General features: G+C 39.0%; 18 protein-coding genes. 11 read left to right on the top strand and 7 right to left on the bottom strand.

All coding sequences use genetic code 11. The features are described 5' to 3' along the window. The first annotated feature begins 22 nt into the window (after positions 1-22). From ABDV71_RS01245 to ABDV71_RS01210, 8 genes are all read left to right on the top strand, one after another. Entirely contained in the window at positions 23-3271 is a 3249-nt protein-coding gene (locus ABDV71_RS01245) for a UvrD-helicase domain-containing protein (protein ID WP_343530604.1), read from the top strand. Continuing rightward, a complete protein-coding gene (locus tag ABDV71_RS01240; RefSeq protein WP_343530603.1) occupies positions 3271-3891 on the top strand; it encodes a hypothetical protein in 621 nt (206 codons plus the stop codon). Before ABDV71_RS01245 ends, ABDV71_RS01240 begins: the two co-directional genes overlap by 1 nt. Beyond that, complete coding sequence (locus ABDV71_RS01235; RefSeq protein ID WP_343530602.1) at positions 3892-6729, top strand: PD-(D/E)XK nuclease family protein; 2838 nt, start codon at positions 3892-3894, stop codon at positions 6727-6729. It begins immediately after the preceding gene. Positions 6730-6794: 65 nt separating this feature from the next. Next, the gene (locus ABDV71_RS01230; RefSeq protein ID WP_343530601.1) at positions 6795-7346 is read left to right on the top strand and encodes a GNAT family N-acetyltransferase; all 552 of its coding nucleotides are present in this window, start codon (positions 6795-6797) and stop codon (positions 7344-7346) included. A gap of 5 nt (positions 7347-7351) precedes the next feature. Further along, positions 7352-7708: a VOC family protein gene (locus ABDV71_RS01225; RefSeq protein WP_343530600.1), complete on the top strand. Its 357-nt coding sequence runs from the start codon at positions 7352-7354 to the stop codon at positions 7706-7708. A gap of 155 nt (positions 7709-7863) precedes the next feature. Continuing rightward, on the top strand, positions 7864-8850 hold the full coding sequence (locus ABDV71_RS01220) for a pyruvate dehydrogenase complex E1 component subunit beta (RefSeq protein WP_113647347.1): 987 nt from the start codon (positions 7864-7866) through the stop codon (positions 8848-8850). Between the two features lie 300 nt (positions 8851-9150). Continuing rightward, positions 9151-9786, top strand: a complete 636-nt coding sequence (locus tag ABDV71_RS01215) for an OmpW family outer membrane protein (protein ID WP_343530599.1) — start codon at positions 9151-9153, stop codon at positions 9784-9786. Between the two features lie 320 nt (positions 9787-10106). Next, positions 10107-11150 carry a hypothetical protein gene (locus ABDV71_RS01210; protein WP_343530598.1) on the top strand — a complete coding sequence of 348 codons (1044 nt, stop codon included), beginning with the start codon at positions 10107-10109 and terminating at the stop codon, positions 11148-11150. Between the two features lie 11 nt (positions 11151-11161). Here the strand turns inward: ABDV71_RS01210 and ABDV71_RS01205 are convergent, their stop codons facing one another. The 5 genes from ABDV71_RS01205 to ABDV71_RS01185 all read right to left on the bottom strand — a co-directional run bounded on the left by ABDV71_RS01205 (position 11162) and on the right by ABDV71_RS01185 (position 16158). Further along, positions 11162-12349 carry a hypothetical protein gene (locus tag ABDV71_RS01205; RefSeq protein ID WP_343530597.1) on the bottom strand — a complete coding sequence of 396 codons (1188 nt, stop codon included), beginning with the start codon at positions 12347-12349 and terminating at the stop codon, positions 11162-11164. Positions 12350-12379: 30 nt separating this feature from the next. Further along, positions 12380-13201: a GMP synthase gene (locus ABDV71_RS01200; RefSeq protein ID WP_343530596.1), complete on the bottom strand. Its 822-nt coding sequence runs from the start codon at positions 13199-13201 to the stop codon at positions 12380-12382. 4 nt (positions 13202-13205) lie between these two features. Further along, complete coding sequence (locus ABDV71_RS01195; protein WP_343530595.1) at positions 13206-14306, bottom strand: carboxylate-amine ligase; 1101 nt, start codon at positions 14304-14306, stop codon at positions 13206-13208. A 23-nt stretch (positions 14307-14329) separates the two neighbouring features. After that, on the bottom strand, positions 14330-15358 hold the full coding sequence (locus ABDV71_RS01190) for a hypothetical protein (RefSeq protein ID WP_343530594.1): 1029 nt from the start codon (positions 15356-15358) through the stop codon (positions 14330-14332). 95 nt (positions 15359-15453) lie between these two features. Beyond that, the gene (locus ABDV71_RS01185; protein WP_343530593.1) at positions 15454-16158 is read right to left on the bottom strand and encodes an alpha/beta hydrolase-fold protein; all 705 of its coding nucleotides are present in this window, start codon (positions 16156-16158) and stop codon (positions 15454-15456) included. A 213-nt stretch (positions 16159-16371) separates the two neighbouring features. On the opposite strand from ABDV71_RS01185, the gene ABDV71_RS01180 reads away from it, so the two are divergent. Further along, positions 16372-17121: an alpha/beta hydrolase-fold protein gene (locus ABDV71_RS01180; protein WP_343530592.1), complete on the top strand. Its 750-nt coding sequence runs from the start codon at positions 16372-16374 to the stop codon at positions 17119-17121. 3 nt (positions 17122-17124) lie between these two features. On the opposite strand, the gene ABDV71_RS01175 is transcribed toward ABDV71_RS01180, so the two are convergent. Then, positions 17125-17940, bottom strand: a complete 816-nt coding sequence (locus tag ABDV71_RS01175; protein WP_343530591.1) for an anti-sigma factor — start codon at positions 17938-17940, stop codon at positions 17125-17127. A gap of 1 nt (position 17941) precedes the next feature. Further along, entirely contained in the window at positions 17942-18493 is a 552-nt protein-coding gene (locus ABDV71_RS01170) for a sigma-70 family RNA polymerase sigma factor (protein WP_343530590.1), read from the bottom strand. Between the two features lie 155 nt (positions 18494-18648). On the opposite strand from ABDV71_RS01170, the gene msrB reads away from it, so the two are divergent. Continuing rightward, positions 18649-19131, top strand: coding sequence for a peptide-methionine (R)-S-oxide reductase MsrB (msrB, locus tag ABDV71_RS01165; RefSeq protein ID WP_343531553.1), 483 nt, complete (start codon positions 18649-18651; stop codon positions 19129-19131). A gap of 68 nt (positions 19132-19199) precedes the next feature. Beyond that, positions 19200-19772 carry a fasciclin domain-containing protein gene (locus tag ABDV71_RS01160; RefSeq protein ID WP_343530589.1) on the top strand — a complete coding sequence of 191 codons (573 nt, stop codon included), beginning with the start codon at positions 19200-19202 and terminating at the stop codon, positions 19770-19772. Positions 19773-19934: the final 162 nt, after the last annotated feature.

The following is a 19934-nucleotide window of genomic DNA, read 5'->3' as shown; positions in this document are numbered from 1 at the left end:
TGAGTTTGGTTAACTTCACTTCATGGTAGTCAAACCACTCAAAATACTTCAGGCATCGGCGGGCTCGGGCAAAACTTTTAGCCTAGCAGCGCATTACCTTACCCTGCTTTTTAGTGGTGAGCACAAATATCGGGAAATATTAGCGGTAACCTTTACCAATAAGGCTACCGAAGAAATGAAGACCCGTATTTTGGAAGTACTCAAAGGCTTTGCCGAAGGCAACGCGTCTAAAAAAATCGAGGATTACAGGACCATTGTATTGGCGGCACATCCTGATTTGAACCCAGAAACATTAAAACTAAAAGCAGATAAAGTTTATCGTAGAATTTTGCACGACTATAGTCGCTTTGCGGTAAGCACTATTGATGGATTTGTGCAAAAAGTAATCCGTGGTTTTGCTTTTGAGTTGGGCCTTAATGCCGATTACACCTTGGAAATGAACTACGACAAGGTGAAGAATGAACTGGTAGAAAAGCTTGATGAAAGCTTGAACCATAATCAGCAACTGCTTCAATGGATCATTGACCTAGCCCTTGAGCGTATTGGCGACAATAAGAGTTGGAATTACAAAGCCGAGCTGATGAACCTCATTAGTGAGGTGTTTAAGGACAGCTATGAAGTTTTTGAAATCTCAGTAAATTCCTTGGGCTTAGATAATTTAGATGAGCTCTTCAAAAAATATATCAGCGTTACCAAAAGCCAAATCCAAAGTTTTCAAGAGAGATTGAAGGAGCTTGGTGCCGCCGCTTGGCAGCTTTTGGAAAACCACGGTGTAAGTGCCGACCAGTTAAAGGGAAAATCTCGTAACGGCTTGCTGAAAATCCTCAACATTGCCCGAGGAGATTTTTCCAAGCTCGATGCTGTTTTCAAATTGATAGATGAACCCGACGAGTGGTTCCAAAAAGGGGTAGACCTGCCTCAATTCTATCAAGAGCTAAACGGGCAAATGACCGCTATTAAAGCATATTATGATGCTAATTTGGCGACTTATAGCCTGTCCATCGCTTTTAATAAAAACCTTTACTATCTGCGTTTGATGCAAGAAGTGGCGGTGCTGCTTAGCAATTATCGAAACGAGAATGACAACCTTTTAATTAGTGATGCACAGAAGCTGATTACTGGAATTACCGACGATGCAGGTGAAAATCCTTCCTTCATTTGGGAAAAAGTAGGCAGTAAGTACAAGAACTTTCTTTTTGATGAATTTCAAGACACTTCGGTGAACCAATGGAAAAGTTTCAGGTCTATCCTATCAAACGCCATTGCTTCCCCAAGCCAAAAACATATCGATAACCTGATTGTGGGGGATACTAAACAATCCATCTATCGTTGGCGTAATGGCGATTGGAATATCCTCCATCAACAAGCGAAAAATGAAATAGGTGCCGCAAATGTGCTCGATGATCATTTGGAAGAGAATTATCGCAGTACTGAAAATATCATCAGTTTTAACAATTATTTGTATCAGGCGTTGCCGTTGGTGGTGCAAAATAAACTGAACGAAAACGTTACCGAAAAATCTGATGACTTGTTGCAATGGTGGGACGAAAACGGTTACGGCGATATTGTCACTTCGGTATATGCCAAGGCCAAACAAAACCTTTCCCCATTTACCAAAGCTGGTGGAACCATTAAAGTAAAACGCTTTGGGAAGGACGATGTAAGTGAAGAAATAGAAAGGTTTTCAGAAACTGTTTATCGCGAAATAGCTTTACATGACGTGATTGAGGAAATTAAATTCCTTAAAACCGAGAAAGCCTATCAGGAAAAGGATATGGCTATTTTGGTGCGTTCTAATATGGAAGCGATGCTTTGTGTAACCCGCTTAATGGAACATAACATTCCTGTGTTGTCTGGAGAAGCATTGATGATTGCCAACAATAGTGCCGTGCAACTCGTCGTGAATACGCTGAAAGTATTAGTTGGTATTGATTCGCAAACGGCCTTATATAAGGCTAATTGTATTTCATTGTACCATCGTTTGCAACAAAAAGCAATTGAGCCATCGTCATATTTAGCACTAACAGGTAAATCGTTAAGTAGCTTGTCTTCATTACTTCCAAAATCGCTTTGCGAAAACTGGCAGACTTGGATGCAGCTGCCTTTGATTGAGCTTGTAGAAAACCTTATCGAAGCTTACGGATTGTCTAAATTAAAGCAACATATTCCTTATTTGTTAGCATTTAGAGATTTGGTAGCCAGTGCCACGCGTTTGGGCGAGAAAGGAATTGTCAGCTTCCTCACTTGGTGGGATGAAGACGGGGTGCGACAGTCCTTGCCTTCGCCAGATGAGGCGAATGCGGTTCAAATTGTGACCATCCATAAATCCAAGGGATTGGCATTTAGAGCAGTTTTTGTGCCTTTTTGCAATTGGGAGCTTAAAACAAAAGCCAACTCTATTTTTTGGGTGTCGGCCGAAGATACCATTTACAAGGAGTTGGGTGGTATTCCATTGAAATTTGCCGAAGAACTTAGTAATTCAACGGTCGCCAAAGCGTATTACAAAGAGCTGTTGGATAGTAATTTGGATGCTTTAAACATGCTTTACGTGGCTACCACTCGTTCCAAAGATTACCTGTACCTATCGGTAATGGAGAAAAAGGACGCTTCAAATATAAGTTCCGTGGGCGATGCGTTGGCGCAAGTAGTAGGGCAATTGAGCTCGGTTGATGAAGAAGGTTTTGACGCTACGAATCGATATGAAATTATAGACCATGTACTGGAAAAATCTGAGGTAAGCGAAAGCAGTGGATTTGAATTGGAGGAATATCCCACTACCAATCGACTGTCGGCTTTGTACGTGCCTTCGCAGGATAAACATTTGCAGCACGTACTCAACATAGAACAATCAGGTCGTTTAGGTTCAATCAAGCACGAAGTATTGGCCAACGCGGCCAACCAAAAAGAAGTACAAAGTTACCTCGATGAGTTATTGCTTAGCGGAGTGATTGCCGAGCAGGAAGTGGAAACCTTGCATGAAGAAGTCATGGAAGTTTTAAATCATCCTGAGTTAATGGCTATTTTCGATAAATCCACCGAAAGTATCATTGAAAAAAATATTATTGACGCCAATGGGAAGCTACATCGACCAGACCGCATTTTAATTGACGACGAAGGTGTTGCTATTTTAGATTATAAGTTTACTTTGGAGCAAAGCGACCAGCATATTGAGCAGATATTGAACTATAAGGACCTGTTACTGCAAATGGGCTTTCAAAAGGTAAAAGCATACCTGTTTTATGCGGTAACTAAAGAATTAAAACTCGTATAATGATGAATAAGGTTAAGCTGTTGATTGAGAAATATCCAAAAGCCTTTGGGTTCGTAGTCTGGATTTTATTTTACTTTTTATTGAGTAAGGTTCATGAGCTAGCCTCAACAATTTTTATGGTACTAGCTACGCTAGTAGGATTGGCCTATTCACTTTTGACGAGTTATAACTATCGTCGAGGAAAGTTAGGATATGTAGTGTTTCCCGCCTATAATGATGATCATTCTCAATTTCAGTCCTTTTTCTTTAGCGGTGCATTGTTGGTGGGTTTAGTCATTGCCTATTATGCAGGCTATACCACTGTTTTTTGGTCTTGTGCTTGCTTGTTTATTATTCTGCTTTTATTTTTTAGTGCTCTTTTTAACATGCCTGAAGGTTTTTTAAAAGTAAAATCCAACAAGATAACCTTGTACGGAGTGCCAGAAGCAATAGAAATAGAAGAAATAAATGATATTGATGTGTATCATGATCGAATAGTTGTTCGCAGTCAAAGAGGGAAAATATGGCTCGCCTCTAATCTTAAAATTGATCAAGCCTATGCAGAGAAAATCGCAAGTTACTTATCAACCAATTTGATTAATCATTCAGTTAACATAAACAACCAAGTGATTGGGAATTAAATGACACCATTTTTAAAAGAAGTTGCAGAAGATTTAGTTGCCAAATTTGGTGAAAATTTACAGTATTGTGCCATTGTTTTCAATAACAACAGGCCAGCAACCTATTTGCGTAAATATTTGGCCGACATTATCCAAAAACCGTTCTTTAGCCCTGCCATATACACCATACAGGAATTTTTTGCTGGAAGTGTAAAGGAAAAGCCGGCAGATTTCTATTTGCAGTTCTTTTCCTTGCTTAAAGTATACAACAGGCTGTTGGAGGAAGAAGGACTTGCGCCGATGAAAAGCAGTCAGTTTTTTCCCTTGGCCAAAATTATGCTCAGCGATTTTGCCCAGATAGATAATGATTTGGTAGATGCCAATAAGCTTTATCAGGAAATGGAAGATGTAGCGCAAATCAATCTGGAATTCGATTACCTCAGTAAAGAACAATATGATTTTTTAGCGCAGTTTTGGCAATCTTATAGCGAAGGAAAACATAAAAAACAGCAAGAGCTTTTTATCAAAATGTGGCGACGCATGCCGCGTTTGTATCAGCTGTTTCATGAAGCGCTAAAATCACAAAATTATATCACCAATGGTCAAGTTTATCGCCATTTGGCTAATACAGATCTAACGGCTTCTGATTTTATCAACTCCTTTAATCGAGGGAAAATCATATTTGTGGGCTTTAATGCGTTGACCAGAGCCGAGGCAAAAGTGTTTACACAATTACAAGAAGCAGATAAGGTTTTGTTTTACTTTGATGTAGATACCTATTACCTAGAAGACGAACTTCAAGAAGCGGGATTGTTTTTGCGAAAGAACTTTAAGCAGTTAGGCTTGAAAAATGTCTTTGAGGACGATGATAATGGTTTTACTTCCGAAAAACATACAGTGAATGTCTATAAGGTTCAGGGGCAAAGTGCACAGGCAAAAATCCTCAATCAAATTGTAGGGAAGGGAGATGGGGAGGAAGAGGTGGGTACAACCGCTGTTATTTTAGCGGATGAGCAATTGCTGATGCCTGCGCTACAAACCATTAATGATGGTATAGACCTTAATGTTACCATGGGATTTGCCTTGGCGGGCTCTACCGTTTTTGGACTGGCTGATTTATGGCTGACCACCCAGTTAGAATTGAAAGAAACAAACAAGGTGACCTATCAAACCTTGGAGGCTTTTGTTACTCACCCGCTGACAGGACTAAGCGCAAAATTAAAAGCTAATGTGCAAGAAGCATTATTGCGTGATAATGTAGTAAGCATTGATTTACACCGTTTAATTAAGCAGGGTGGTATTTTCGAAAGGTTTTACCAAAAAATAGATGACCCAGCCCACTTAGTTGAGGAGCTGTTAAGTGTGATGAAGTATCTTTTGGCACGTTTATCTACACAACAGTCGTTGAAAAAAATTGATGCCGATTTGTTGGTGAAAACCATTGAAGAGCTCACTCGCTTGAACGATACTTTAAGGATGTTTGTGGCAGGAGAGGAATTTCGTTTTGTAGTTCAGCTCATACAGAAATCTTTGTTGGGCGTTTCTGTGCCTTTAAGCGGAGATCCCCTAAAAGGAGTGCAATTGATGGGGTTGCTGGAAAGCCGTAACCTTAATTTTGATAAAATCGTTTTCTTAGGATTTAATGAAGGAATTATCCCCAAGACATCCATAGGTAATAGTTTTATTCCTGATAGTATTCGTAGAGCTTACGGTTTGCCCGTGTTAGAAAATTTGGATGCGATTTCCTCATATATGGTTTATCGTCTATTACAAAGAGCGAAAAATATCAATTTTGTTTATAATGGTTTAACGGATGAGCGAAATAGTGGTGAGGTTAGTAGGATTTTGAAACAATTAGAGTATGAAAGTAATTTCAGTTTTAACTATCAATCTTTAAATCTGCCAGTAAGTACAGAGCCTAAAGAGGAAATTTTTATTGATAAAAAAGATCCTGTAATACAGGCTGCTTTGCAACGATATCTAAAGGGAGAGAAGATTTTATCACCATCGGCCTTAACCATGTATATCTCTAATCCTATAGATTTTTTCTTTAGATACATTGCTGAAATTAAAGAGCCAAAGGAAGTGACCGCAGTTATAGAAGCCAATCAGATCGGTTCTATATTACATAAGGTGATGGAGTATTTCTATATAGGAGAAATTGGAAAAGAAGTTACAGCAGATGTGATTTTGGTGAAGAGAAAATCATTGAAACAAATGGTAACCAAAGCTTTCAATTTTGTAATGACCAACAAAGAAGAGAATACCTTGGAGTATTCTGGCATGCAAAAGGTGATTTTGGCGATTGTGGAAGCTTACGCAAATATCATTTTAAATAGAGATGAAGCCGATGCTCCTTTTACGATTCTTAGCTTGGAAGAAAAAATAAGCACCGAATTGGAGTTTGAGCTCGATGGAGAAATGCAACAGGTAAAACTATTTGGCTTTATTGATAGGGTTGACGAACGCAATGGCGTAACCCGTATCATCGACTATAAAACGGGAAGTGATAAACTTACTTTTTCAGAAATAGACAAACTTTTTGACACAGATGGTAAAAACATCAATAAGGCCCTCATTCAAACATTGATTTATACCTATGCTTACGAAAGGCAGTCTGGGAGGCAAGGCGTTGAGCCTAGCTTGTTTGTGGTAAAAACCATGGCTGATGGTAACGTGTACTTTAGGTCTAGAAAGTCTACATTGTCTGATGCTTATTTAGAAGAGGTTAAGCCTTTGTTTTTAGCGCATTTGCAGCAAAAGGTTGCAGAGATTTTCGATTTGAATATTCCATTCAGAGCGAGTGCCGTGCCAGATAATTACAGCTATTCTATTTACAAAACCTTGTTTGGAGCTTAGTTATGGTTGATTGTTAGTCGCAAATGGTATTCGTAACTCGTCAATCTAAAATCGTAAATTAGTAAATGCTTAACCTAAATTTTAATCCATTTCCAATTTTACAAACTCAACGCTTATTGCTACGGCAGGTGGTTGAAACCGATGTGCAATCGGTCATCAAAATAAGAGGTAATGAAGAAGCGATGCGTTATATTCCACGACCAAGGGCAAAGACAGAGGAAGATGCGCTCGGCGTAATCGCAATGCTTACTAATGGTATTGACGAAGGTAAATCAATTAATTGGGCCATTTGCAATGCTCAGAACCCTTCAGAAGTTTATGGAATTATGGGTTATGTCAATTTCTATCCGCAACAGCTCAAGGCCGAAATAGGTTATATGCTACATCCTGATTATTGGGGAAGAGGTTATGTGCCTGAAGCCATCATTGCTGTAGAGAAATTTGGCTTTGAAAATATTAATATCGATATCATAGAAGCTAAGATAGATCCAAGGAATGATAACTCTAGAAAAGTGCTTTTGAGGAATGATTACCAGTTTGATCGATTGATGGAAAAAACGATGACCTTTGAAAACGAGGAATTAGATTCAGAGTATTACATCAAACATAAACGATAATAATTATGCTGAAATCTGCTGTACCTATACTCGCTTCTCTAAACGCTGATGAAACCATTGCCTTTTATACCCAAAAGTTAGGTTTTACCTTTCATGCTAATTGGGATGGTTATCTTATTTTCAGTAGAGATGAGATCCAGATCCATCTTTGGCCAACTTCAGATGAAGAGGTGCCTAAGAATACGGGTTGTTATGTAAACGTGACCAATGTCGACCAACTTTACGGAGAGTTTTTACCGTTGGATATTGTACATCCCAATGGGAAGTTGGAAAATAAGCCTTGGGAGATGAGGCAGTTTTCTATTTTGGATAATAACGGCAATATCATCCATTTTGGAGAAGACATTTCGGAGGAAGGCTAAGGGACATTTCAAATTTTCATTTGGCGAATTGGTTGTTTTATAACATTTTCTATGGCTTGCAAGCTAATTGCAATATTACAATTATGAGCTTTTTGAACCTTTGCATTGCAACAAAGTAATATTTATATTTGCCATCGTTAATTTTCAACAAAACAATGAGAGAAATCCAATTCAGAGAAGCATTACGCGAAGCATTGAGCGAAGAAATGCGCAAAGACCAAAACATTTTCATGATGGGTGAGGAAGTTGCGCAATATAATGGAGCCTATAAAGTAAGTCAAGGGATGTTAGATGAGTTTGGCGACAAACGCATCATCGATACCCCAATTGCTGAGCTAGGTTTCGCAGGTATTGGAATTGGAGCGGCAATGAACGGCCTTAAACCAATTGTTGAGTTCATGACCTTCAACTTCTCGTTAGTAGCGATTGACCAAATTATCAACTCGGCAGCAAAAATGTTGTCAATGAGCGGAGGTCAATTTTCAGTGCCAATCGTTTTCCGTGGCCCAACAGGTAATGCAGGACAATTAGGAGCGCAGCACTCTCAAAACTTTGAGAACTGGTATGCTAACTGCCCAGGTTTAAAAGTGGTAATTCCGGCTACACCTTATGATGCTAAAGGTTTGTTAAAGCAAGCTATTTTGGATCCAGATCCAGTAATTTTCATGGAATCTGAGGTAATGTATGGTGATAAAGGAGATGTGCCAGCAGAAGAGTATTACTTAGAGCTAGGCAAAGCTAACGTGGTTAAAGAAGGTACTGATGTAACCATCGTTACTTTTGGTAAAATGTTAACCCGTGTAGTTAATCCAGCAGTAGAAGAATTAACAAAAGATGGTATCAATGTAGAAGTAATTGATTTACGTACCGTACGTCCAATTGACTATGCAACCATCATCAACTCTGTGAAGAAAACTAACCGTTTGGTAGTGGTAGAAGAAGCTTGGCCATTGGCTTCAATCTCTTCTGAAATTGCTTTCAACGTACAAAAAAATGCATTCGATTATTTAGATGCGCCGGTAATTCGTGTTACTTGTGCCGACGTTCCTCTTCCATATGCACCAACTTTAATTGCTGCTAGCTTACCAAATGCTGAGAAAGTAGTTAAAGCGGTAAAGGAAGTAATGTACGTTGCCAAATAAGAAATCAGTCGTCGACTTTTGTCGGTAAAATATAGAAAATCCCGTTCTGCAAAGAGCGGGATTTTTTTGTTCCTTACTGTCATTCCGAGGAAGGAGGAATCTCTGAGTAAACCTAATAATAAATCTAAAAACGATGAACGGTTTTATCGCTACCGTAGTTTCGACAACAAACGAAAATAATAAAGACAAAAGGATTCATCTATGCGCTGCAAGTAACTAATATCACGAAACAAGCTGTCCTCGCTCATTAATTACCTCAATTTCTCATGCTAATATTGTCCTAACAAATAACATAATACGATGAGAAAAATATCAACCCTACTTGTTTTAATTGGATTAACCACAAGCGTATTTGCACAACAAAAAGGCGATTTTAGAATGCGTCTCCGTGCCACAGCAGTCATTCCTCAAGAAAGTGCAAGCATCAGCACCATTAACGGCAATGTAGATATTTCAAATACCATTATTCCCGAGCTTGATTTTACCTACTTCTTGGCTAAAAACTTCTCTGCTAACCTTATTTTGGGAACTACCAAACACGAGGTGAGTGCAGTAAATACCGCTTTGGGTAATGTAGATTTGGGAAAAGTTTGGCTGTTGCCACCAACCTTGACGCTTGCCTACCATTTGCCTGTAGATAAACAGGTGCAACCCTATATAGGCGCTGGCGTTAATTACACTATTTTTTATGGAGTTAAAGATGGTCCCGCGATTGCCAAAACCACTTACAAAAATACCTTTGCACCAGCGGCTCAATTGGGGGTAGATTTCGATATCAGCAAAAAGCTATTCCTAAATTTTGATGTGAAGAAACTATGGTTAAGTACAGATGCTACCGTTACAACCATTCCTTCTGTAGCGGGAGGAGCTACCGTATTGGCTGATACGAAAATAAACCCTTGGCTGTGTAGTTTCGGTATCGGCATAAAATTATAAACTTTTAAAACCAAATATTGGCCCCATGTTTCATCGCATGGGGTTTTTGTTTTCTTTAAACTTTTAAAACGCATCATTTTTATTTAGCCAGAGTTCGTAAGAATTATCTGCTGCAATCTGTGAGCGTAATACCCCTATGTGTTTATGTGGTTATGTTTTTTCTCAAAATAAGAAAAAGCTATCTAAACGAACCACATAGGTGCGTAGCAAACTCAATAGCGTTGATTAAGTTTTTCCGTTGCTTCTTAAATACTGATTTTTTTATTTAAGTTTTTTTAATATTTCTTAAATAAGGGTTATCTTATTCAAAAATGATTGCCATGGAAATAACAGATGTAAAGATTTCGAAAAAGAAGCCCATATTTCCAGTTAGCGAAAATTTGCATAAATACCTGCGTACCTACCAACGTGATGCACGTTTACCTGTAAATTACGAAGCGCTGAAAGCATTTACCGAAAGCTATCCGATATTAGATAAAAATGGCAAGGATACCCTATGGGAAAGCCCTATATATGCTCAAGGGCAAATGGATGAACTGCATAATGGCTTAAAAGTCATTTATGCCAAGTTAAAGGCTTCAGGTAATTTGCGTATCGTTGAGCATAAATATATCGATAGAATTGACTATTGTACTTTTGGGAATACCCATCCCTTTAGGATAAGAATTGTGAACCGGTTGAACGATGTTTATGATTATTTCTACGTGAAAAAGGCAGATGCATCAAGGATTTATGGCTTAGAGTTGGAAGAAATTTTATCGCCCAACCAGGTAAATTATCTGGTAGATGGAGACACCATGATTGAAGAACATATTGTGGGACTACCTGGTGATGTGTTTAACAAAGGAATGATCCATCAAGCAGAATATAACCCTACCCGTATTGCAAAGGAGTTTGTAAAATTTAACGAACGCTGCTTGGTCACGTTGCTGGGCGATATGCGCTCTTATAATTTTGTAGTGCAAATTACCCCTGATTTTGATGATATCCAATTTCGCATACGAGCAATTGATTTTGACCAACAGTTTTATGAGGGAAACATCAAGGTTTATATGCCTCAGTTTTTTAAGGAAAACTATCCTTTGGTAAAATTATGCATGGAGCATCTTACCGATAAGACCGTTCTGCAATATAAACAAGAAGAACTTTCTTCCATTGTGCATAGGGTACGTAGTGAGCGCCACCGATTGACCGATTTGAGGGACGTTTCATGTAAAGAGGAGCTAACCAGTAGGGAAAATATTGTGAAGTTAAAAGAAAGCATGGCCGTGTATTATAATGATAAAGCCTATCGGGAATGTGAAAATATGACCGATATCATTGAGCTCAACCTTAAAAATATCATCAGACAGGTGAAGCTTTAATATTGTAATTTTTAAGATTCCATAAGGCCAACGGTGCCACCTACCCAGTCAAAATCGGCGTTGTAACGTACACCTATCATCTTTCCGCGACTTAAACGGGCCAAGTTTACGGAAAGTTGAGGTTCTTCACCATCAGGCCATAAGTACATTAATCTTAATTCTGCTTTTACACCTCCATCTGGGGCTTCAATCACAGGTTCGTAACTCACTTTTCTTTGAAGAATCCAATTCTCAGGGTCTTTGATGGACAAAATATCGCTTGCTTTCACGTCAATAATTACCCCCATTCCAGCGAAAGAAAAAAGTGGCTTAAGTACGTAATTTTCTAAATCGGCAGGAATTGTATCTAATTGATTTAGAAATTGGGTTTTAGGTACGAACTTTCCTTTTAAAAAGGGCATAGTGTATTTGCTAATGCGATAGAACCAATTTGGGTGGGTAGCCCATTCAATGTCGAGCTCTTCCCTTGGGTCGAAACCTTTGCTAAAAACAGTAGTGTCATCTGCAATTTCATCAAAGATCAAGCGGTTGTAAATTCGCTTGATTTGAATTTTATTTGCGCCTTCTTGATAAAATAAATGCTTTCCTTCTTTCGTGATTTGTTCTGGGGAAAGTATTTTAATGCCTGTTTTTTTAGCAGTTACAAAAAAGTCGATAGCCGTTTTTTGATTAATGGCATCTACATCCATCAATACGACCTCGTGAGGTAGATGCTTGCCCATAATTACTTTTTTCAATACATCAAAATACCCCCCTTCGGTCATTCCATTAAAAAGTGGAGTAAGCGATTTTTCAAGACCATAAACTTTTTTATAGGTGTTAGCTAGGTGCATTTGAAAACCATATAGAGAAGGAAAGCCCTGCATCTCTATCAACATCGGAACTATTTCACCATTTTCGTCCTTACAAAGTCCAAAATCAAAAGTTAGAAAATGCGGATGGTTGTTTTCGTTGGGTACTGTCCAATCTTTTGGAATCGCTTTTTCGGTAAGTTCCTTAAAATTTGGCTGCTTAATTAAGTTGATAATTTCATTGCCAGCCGTTATTAGCTGTTGTTTTAGCTCTTCAGGAATAAAAATAGGGCACTCGGCTACTCTAAACGGAATAGGAGGATAGCCGTCTTCTAATTCGTTTAAAAACGTGTTGTATTTTTCTTGACTGAAGCCTGAATTAAATGCCTGTCTATATTTTTTAATCATAAACTAAAGTCTCAGGATTTGTAAATATGATTATGCCAAATGAGGAGTATTAATGGCTTGGTCTAAAAAATTGGGTAGAATAACACGTTGGGTAAGGATAATCCTATCTGGGTTTTCCAAGCTACTTAGCATGTCTTCATATTTCTTCTTGCCATGTGCTTTAATAATGCCTTGTTTCTTCTCATCAATAGACAAATGGGCTTTCATGCCAACAGGGTCTGCTTCTGGATGAAATTGTGTGCCAATAACATAAGGCGAGAAACGGATAGCCATAATGCACCGCTCCAAATTAATGTGGGGTCTTTCTTTTTCTATAGCCAGCAACTTCGCCCCTATTTTTTCAAAAGCCTTTTCATTGGGTTGTATCACTTGCCAATCTCTACTGTCAACTGCATAAAAAGGATTATGAAGACCGTCAAAAATAGATTCCTTTTCTCCCTCAGCTGTTAAAGTGATTGGGAAAATTCCCAATGCACTCGATTTACGGGGTGCAACTTCGCCAAGCCCATATTTTCTACAAGCTAGCTGAAATGAATGGCAAATCAGGAAAACATGTTTTTTGTCGTCGTTGGCAAGGTTAAAATGGTCAATACGGTTTAGCAAGTCAAAAAAATCATTTTCCCATTTTTGATCTTTACCATCAAATGGGCTTCCTGGACCACCACTAGAAATATAAATGTTATAATCCAAATTGGGCACTTCTCCCTTTTGTCTAATATCAAAAACATCAACAGCTAATTTGAGTTGATTTTCTGAACTGTATTGGTGTAAAATTCCTAATATGCCCCTCATTCCCTGGTTAGGGAACCCGTTATTCATGTCGATAACGGCTACCTTAATGTTGTTGTTCATTTTTTTATTTTGCACCAATTAATGTTTGCGTAGTGATATAATCCACTACCGATTCGTAGCTTTTTGTTTGCTCGTAAATTGCCAGCTGCCTGTCGGCACCGGTACCATTCGCTAAAATTTTGTGTACGTAGTTAATGTCTTCGCGGCTTCCTAGTTCATCTACCACATCATCTACAAAGTCTAATAATTCAAGCACCAAATTTCGACAATTTACTTCCATTTCCTTGCCAAAGTCTATCAAATTTCCGTCAATTCCGTAACGGGCCGCTCTCCATTTGTTCTCGTTAATGAGTGCTCTGCTGTAAGAAATGAAATTTAAGTTCTGTAAACGCAGTTTGTACAATTTGGCGCATAACGCCTGAAACAAAGCGGTAAAGGCCATCGTTTCATCAATCAGCATCGGACAATCACATACCCTAAACTCTATGGTTTCAAAGAAAGGATGTACCCTAATATCCCACCATATTTTTTTGGCATTGTCAATACAATTCGTTTTGATTAACAGCTTCACGTAGTTGTCGTAATCCTCAATACTGTTGAAAATATCGGGGATACCGGTGCGTGGAAACTTGTCAAACACTTTTGTCCGGAACGATTTGTAGCCCGTATTTCTTCCTTCCCAAAAAGGGGAGTTGGTAGATAAAGCAAAAACGTGCGGTAAAAAATACCTTACCTGGTTGGCAATGTGTATGGCAAGTTCTCTTGATTGGAAGCCCACGTGAACATGTAGGCCAAAAATAAGGTTGGATCTGGCCGCTTCCTGCAGCTCATTTACAATTTCGTTATAGCGAGGGTGCTCGGTAATCAATTGCTTTTCCCAATGCGAAAAAGGATGGGTACCCGCTGCACCAATACGTAAACCCTGTTCTCCAGCAAGCTGGGCTACGGTGTATCTTAATTGTGAGATCTCTTTTCTCGCCTCCTCCGTATTTTTACAAATTCCAGTGCCTACTTCTACTACCGCTTGGTGCATTTCGGCCTTTACTTGGTCTTTATGGATTTTTTGAGCGGCGTCAACAATTTTTTGGTCATGAGACGTCAGCTCCCGGGTTACGGGGTCAACGATCATGTACTCTTCCTCTATGCCTAATGTAAATTCATTCATAGATAGTTTTATTTAATGATGGTCTATTTGGTTGGTTTTTTGGCAACTGTTTTACTTTTTGTAGGAGCCTTGGCACTACTTGCCTTTGTGGTTTTAGGATTCAATGGCAAATTTCCCGCTGCCGACTTGATATAGTTGCCCCATGTGAGATTATCCTTGCCAAATTCTTGCTTCAAGGCCCTTTCTATAGCATAGTTGGCCGCAGTTTCCACCACCCATTCAAAGTTTTCAGCACCTACACTCTCTAAACTAGCATCAGGAGCGGGATTGCAAAAATCAATAGCGATAGGAACACCATCGCGTACGGCAAATTCTACCGTATTAAAATCATAACCAAGATATTGGTTTAGCTTTAAGGTGTAATCTTTTACGGTTTTCAAAAGCTTTTCGCTTGGCTGAGGGCCGTCAACTACATAACGCAAATGATGTGGGTTGCGTGGCTCATACTGCATGATACGGACATGTTTGCCACCAATGCAGTAGCATCTAAAATACTGGTCGAAAATGATTTCCTCTTGCAGCATCATTACCGTTTGTTTGGTTTCGCTATGCTTTTCGAAAAATTCCTCTTTGCTGCGTAGTTTGTAAACTTCTTTCCAGCCGCCGCCGTCAAATGGCTTCATGTAAGCAGGAAAGCCAGTGTATTCAAAAATGGCATCCCAATCAAAAGGCATTACCAAATTGGTGAACGATTGGTCCGTGGTATCATCGGGATGCTCCCTAGAAGGAATGAGCGATGTCTTTGGAACCGGAACCCCAATATTTTCAGACAGTGCATTATTGAAAAATTTCTCATCGGCACTCCACCAAAACGGATTGTTGATTACGGCAGTACCTCCCATAGCCGCATTTTTTAAATAGGCACGATAAAAAGGCACGTCCTGTGAAATACGATCTATGATGACCGCATATTCAGGGGCTTCTGCTTGGAAGACCTTATCAATTTTTACAAATTCAGCGGTAATGCCTTTGATAGCTTTTTGGTTCACCCTGTCTACAAATGCTTGTGGAAATGAACGTTCTTGGCCAAATAAAATTCCTATTTTCTTCATTGCGCTGATATGTTTTTAAGTATAATTTTTATTGTTATAAAGTTGAAGTGTTGCAAGGTTATTTAATCATTCTCCCATTCAAAATTCAATCGATTTTAAAGCTGATAAATATATTCTGGGAACATTTCTCTCCATATGGGCCAATCGTGTTCGGCATTAGGTCTGATGTCTAACCAATGGTTAATTCCTTTTTGGTGTAAAATACCAGATAGCCTTTCATTATCTCCCCTGCAAATGTCTCTGTCGCTGGTGCCCAATACTATTTTTAGTTGCCAAAGTTCAGGGTTCATATTGTTAGGCAAATAGTCAACGGGATTGTTGAAGTAAACATCGTCATTGTAAAACCCATCTAACTGGCCTGTAATGTCAAAAGCACCGCTCATGCTAAACATATGGCTAACCGCCCAAGGATGTCGGAAAGCAAAATTGGCTGCATGATAGCCCCCAAAGCTACATCCAGCAGTAATCACCTTATCTCTTCCGGTTTCGTTCTTTGCCAAGGGTAGCAACTCTTCCAATAAAAATTTATCGTACCAAAGGTGGTTTTTAACCCTTTCAGAGGGGTGGATATTTTTATTATACCAGCTCATCGCGTCAATACTATCAGGACAATAAATTTTGATTTTACCCTCATCTATAAAATGTTGAACAGCATCAATCAGTTTAAAATCCTTGTTTTCGTAATAGCGGCCCATACTGGTTGGGAATAGGATAATGGGGTAGCCGCTGTGGCCAAAAACGAGCGTTTCTATGTCTTTGCTCAAACTTGGACTGTACCATTTCTGTAGTTCTTCTCTCATGGGCAAAAAAATTGGATGTTTTAAGATAAGTAAATCATTTTCAATGACAAAAAATATCCTATAAATATTTTTAGGCATCAAATAAAGCCCGCGGTTGTCTGTTTTTTTTAGATCATGTACCTTTGTCTTCGAAAAGGAGTATCTATAAAATGGCTCCGAGTAACCTTTTTAATCTTATTCGTTATTAAAACTTCCTACCAAATAAAATCAAAATTGCTGCAACGTACCGTTGAAGTGGATATGTATGTGCCGGAGAATTTGTTGGGCAATGAGACAGTACACCTGCTACTGGTAAACGATGGCCAAGACCTAGCACAGATGGAGCTGGAGCGAAACCTTAAAGCTTTATACTCGAAATGGCGCATTGAGCCCGTTATTGCTGTGGGAATAAAAGCTGGTGAAGAGCGTTTGCAGGAATACGGGGTTGCCCATAGACCAGATTTTAAGGGAAGAGGTGGCAAGGCCGATCTGTATACTGGATTTGTGATGGGTGAACTATTACCTTTCGTACAAAAGCAGTTTGGGAACGCAATTAATGGCAAGAAAGCTTTTGCGGGATTTTCTTTGGGCGGTTTAACGGCTTTTGATATTGCTTGGCACCATAGTGATGTTTTTGACTTGGTAGGGGTGTTTTCGGGTTCTTTTTGGTGGCGCAAGAAAGATCTGGCCAAAGATTATACCGATGATGACCGAATTTTACATGAAATGGTCAAGCAGACTTCTTCGAAACCAGACCTGCGATTTTGGCTAATGACCGGAACGGAAGATGAAACGGCCGACCGTAATCAAAATTTCATTATCGATTCCATAGATGATACTGTGGATGTGATTAAGGAACTCGTGAAAAAGGGTTATCAACGTCCCGAAGAGATTTTCTATTATGAAATGGTGGGAGGCAAGCATAATATACCCACTTGGGCTGAAGTTTTGCCGAAATTTTTAGAGTGGGCGTTCGGTAGGTAAAACCTATATTTTACCCATTACGTACATGTTTTCCATGGTTGGAGTTTCACTGCCCCCTCTTTTTTCTAAAGTAATGGCAAAGGCTTGTGCCGATGCTATGGCGGTCATTTTTTGCACTGCAGTTTCCGAATCTTGATCGTACACGCCTAAGCTAACAGGTTTGCCATCAACAATGGCCCACAACTGATATTGTTGTTCTTTGGAAGTAGCAGGCAAGTTTTCCAAAGCCAGATATACATTATTGGATTTTTGTTCCAAATAGACCATGGCCTTCATGTCTGGGTGCTTTTCAACTCCCAATAATGGAATGGATTTCATTTGTGGGTTACTGGCCATATCCCATTTGCTCTTCAGGTTTTGGTAAGCAAGTTGGGTATCTTTTTGAGTTTCAGTTAGGGCGGCAACTTGATTTTTTACCGTGTTTTGTACATTATTGAGATAAAAATTCAAGGATACGCTGGCAATTAATAAAATGGAGGCTGCTATGGCAAACCATTTTAGGGCTGCTTTATTGTTGTCTGTGTTTTGTGCTGGATAGAGCGGTTTTGCGATAGGTACTGTTTGCTCTTCCTTTGCGTCGACGGGGTTTTCTTGTTCGTCGGCAATTTTTGCCCATATTTCTGATTTAAGATTAGGAGGTGGGGCAATGGCTTGTTGCGATGCAAAATCTTCCAACGTATTTTGTGCGTCAATAATGGCCTGTTTAACCTCGGGATTGTTTTTTTGGATACAGTCCAAAATACGTATTTCCTCCTCAGAAGCTAAACCCATCACATAGGCTTCTATAATACCAGACGATATGTAATCTTTAATGTCCAATTTATCGGTAATCTTTTAATAATCTTTTCAACTCAATCAGGGCGTTTCTAGTTCTCGTTTTAATGGTTCCAATAGGGATATCAAGCCTTTCTGCTATTTCCTGTTGTGTATATCCTTTAAAATAGGCTAATTCTATCAGCTCCTGCCATTCTCCTTTTAGTTGCGATAACACGTTTTTCATGCCAATGTGGTCAACGTTGGGGGTGGTGGCATATTGTTCGCTATCATTTACGAATTCTGGAATGCTTTGGTTTTTTTGTTCGTTCTGATAGCCTTTCGATCTGATGTAGTCAATAGCGGTATTGCGGGCCAAATTAATCATCCACGTATACAAACGGCCTTTTTCTGCGTCAAATTGTGCAATGTTTTTCCAAATCTTAACAAAGACGTCCTGTATAACTTCATCGGCATATTCCTTTAAGTGCACCACTTTGGTAATGATACCATAAATAGCTCCTGCATAATTATCATATAGATAGTTAAATCCTTTCTCATCTCGCTTTAAGAGCAAAGCGATGATTTCTTGTTCGGACAATTTAGGCTGTGTACTCAAAAAAATAAAGTGCTTTTAACAAAAATATAAAAATATCTGAAAGCCAAGTCTTTTTTAAATCTGTTTTTAATACTTTATCGTACATCCTTCAAAAAGGAGACTACATGAAAACTATTTTTAAAAGGGTAATATGTTTATCGCTGCTGAGCTTTGCGCTGGTTGCGCCAACATTTGGACAGCAACAAAGTAAAAACCCCTACTATTCTCGAACAGATCGAAGCAAACTCCACGTAAGCAATAAAGAATGGAAGCGCATTTTAGAACCTAATTTATATGCGGTGGCAAGAGAGGGTGCAACCGAAAAAGCCTTTACAGGAAAATATAATGAGTTTGATGTAAAGGGAACCTATTATTGTGCGGTTTGCGGCAATAGGTTGTTTCGGTCAGGGGCAAAATTTGCAAGTACTTGCGGCTGGCCATCATTTTTCGAGCCTGGGGCCAAAGGGAGTGTGACTTATCGAGAAGACAGGTCTTACAATATGGTGCGTACAGAAGTACTTTGCGGTAGATGCGGCTCTCACTTAGGCCATGTGTTTGATGATGGTCCCCAGCCCACAGGAAAGCGTTATTGTATGAATTCTATTAGTCTTGATTTTGAGGCGGATAAAGGGAGTTCTTTAAAAAATATCCAAAAATAAAAACCGAGTGCTTGCACAATTTCGTAAGTGTAGGCAAAGACATAAATCACAAATAAAATTTAAACATCATGAAAAAGTTAACAAATCTAGTAGCCTTAGGCGTATGCGCATTAAGCTTGATCTTTACAAACGCTACTATGGCACAAACTTCAAAAAAAGAAAAAACAGTAATGGTAGGTGGGGCACCAATGTACCCTTCTAAAAATATCGTAGAAAATGCTGTAAACTCAAAAGATCATACCACTTTGGTAGCAGCAGTTAAAGCGGCAGGTTTAGTAGAAACCTTATCGTCAAAAGGCCCATTTACCGTTTTTGCCCCTACTAATGCCGCTTTTGACAAATTGCCTAAAGGCACCGTTGAAACCTTGGTGAAACCAGAAAACAAAGCAATGCTTACTAAAATTTTAACCTACCATGTAGTTGCAGGCAACCATAGTGCTAAATCTATTTGGGCTGCAGTAACTAAAGGTGGAGGTAAAGCAACGATGACTACCGTTCAAGGTGAAAAATTGACCTTCTGGACCAAAGGAAAAGATTTATATGTGAGAGATGCTAAAGGTAATGACGCAAAAGTGACTATCGCCGATGTGAACCAATCGAATGGCGTTATCCATGTAATTGACACTGTTCTAATGCCTTAGTTTTCATTGTTGATTAATAAAAGAAGCCCCTTTTTTGGGGCTTTTTTTATTTGGGAAATCTTTTTTGAAAAAAAGTATAAAATTTTATGCCTCAAATACAATAAAGCTTTATTAAGGGAGTTTATATTACTGAGAGCGTTAATTTAGATGGCGGGGACAAGG

It is taken from the genome of Pedobacter sp. (assembly GCF_039594775.1).
Lineage (GTDB): Bacteria > Bacteroidota > Bacteroidia > Sphingobacteriales > Sphingobacteriaceae > Pedobacter.
This window is presented reverse-complemented; position numbering and strand designations above follow the sequence as displayed.

Coding starts and splice junctions, on each gene's coding strand:
- ABDV71_RS01245 (WP_343530604.1), top strand. CDS start 23: ATGGTAGTCAAACCACTCAAAATACTTCAGGCATCGGCGGGCTCGGGC.
- ABDV71_RS01240 (WP_343530603.1), top strand. CDS start 3,271: ATGATGAATAAGGTTAAGCTGTTGATTGAGAAATATCCAAAAGCCTTT.
- ABDV71_RS01235 (WP_343530602.1), top strand. CDS start 3,892: ATGACACCATTTTTAAAAGAAGTTGCAGAAGATTTAGTTGCCAAATTT.
- ABDV71_RS01230 (WP_343530601.1), top strand. CDS start 6,795: ATGCTTAACCTAAATTTTAATCCATTTCCAATTTTACAAACTCAACGC.
- ABDV71_RS01225 (WP_343530600.1), top strand. CDS start 7,352: ATGCTGAAATCTGCTGTACCTATACTCGCTTCTCTAAACGCTGATGAA.
- ABDV71_RS01220 (WP_113647347.1), top strand. CDS start 7,864: ATGAGAGAAATCCAATTCAGAGAAGCATTACGCGAAGCATTGAGCGAA.
- ABDV71_RS01215 (WP_343530599.1), top strand. CDS start 9,151: ATGAGAAAAATATCAACCCTACTTGTTTTAATTGGATTAACCACAAGC.
- ABDV71_RS01210 (WP_343530598.1), top strand. CDS start 10,107: ATGGAAATAACAGATGTAAAGATTTCGAAAAAGAAGCCCATATTTCCA.
- ABDV71_RS01205 (WP_343530597.1), bottom strand. CDS start 12,349: ATGATTAAAAAATATAGACAGGCATTTAATTCAGGCTTCAGTCAAGAA.
- ABDV71_RS01200 (WP_343530596.1), bottom strand. CDS start 13,201: ATGAACAACAACATTAAGGTAGCCGTTATCGACATGAATAACGGGTTC.
- ABDV71_RS01195 (WP_343530595.1), bottom strand. CDS start 14,306: ATGAATGAATTTACATTAGGCATAGAGGAAGAGTACATGATCGTTGAC.
- ABDV71_RS01190 (WP_343530594.1), bottom strand. CDS start 15,358: ATGAAGAAAATAGGAATTTTATTTGGCCAAGAACGTTCATTTCCACAA.
- ABDV71_RS01185 (WP_343530593.1), bottom strand. CDS start 16,158: ATGAGAGAAGAACTACAGAAATGGTACAGTCCAAGTTTGAGCAAAGAC.
- ABDV71_RS01160 (WP_343530589.1), top strand. CDS start 19,200: ATGAAAAAGTTAACAAATCTAGTAGCCTTAGGCGTATGCGCATTAAGC.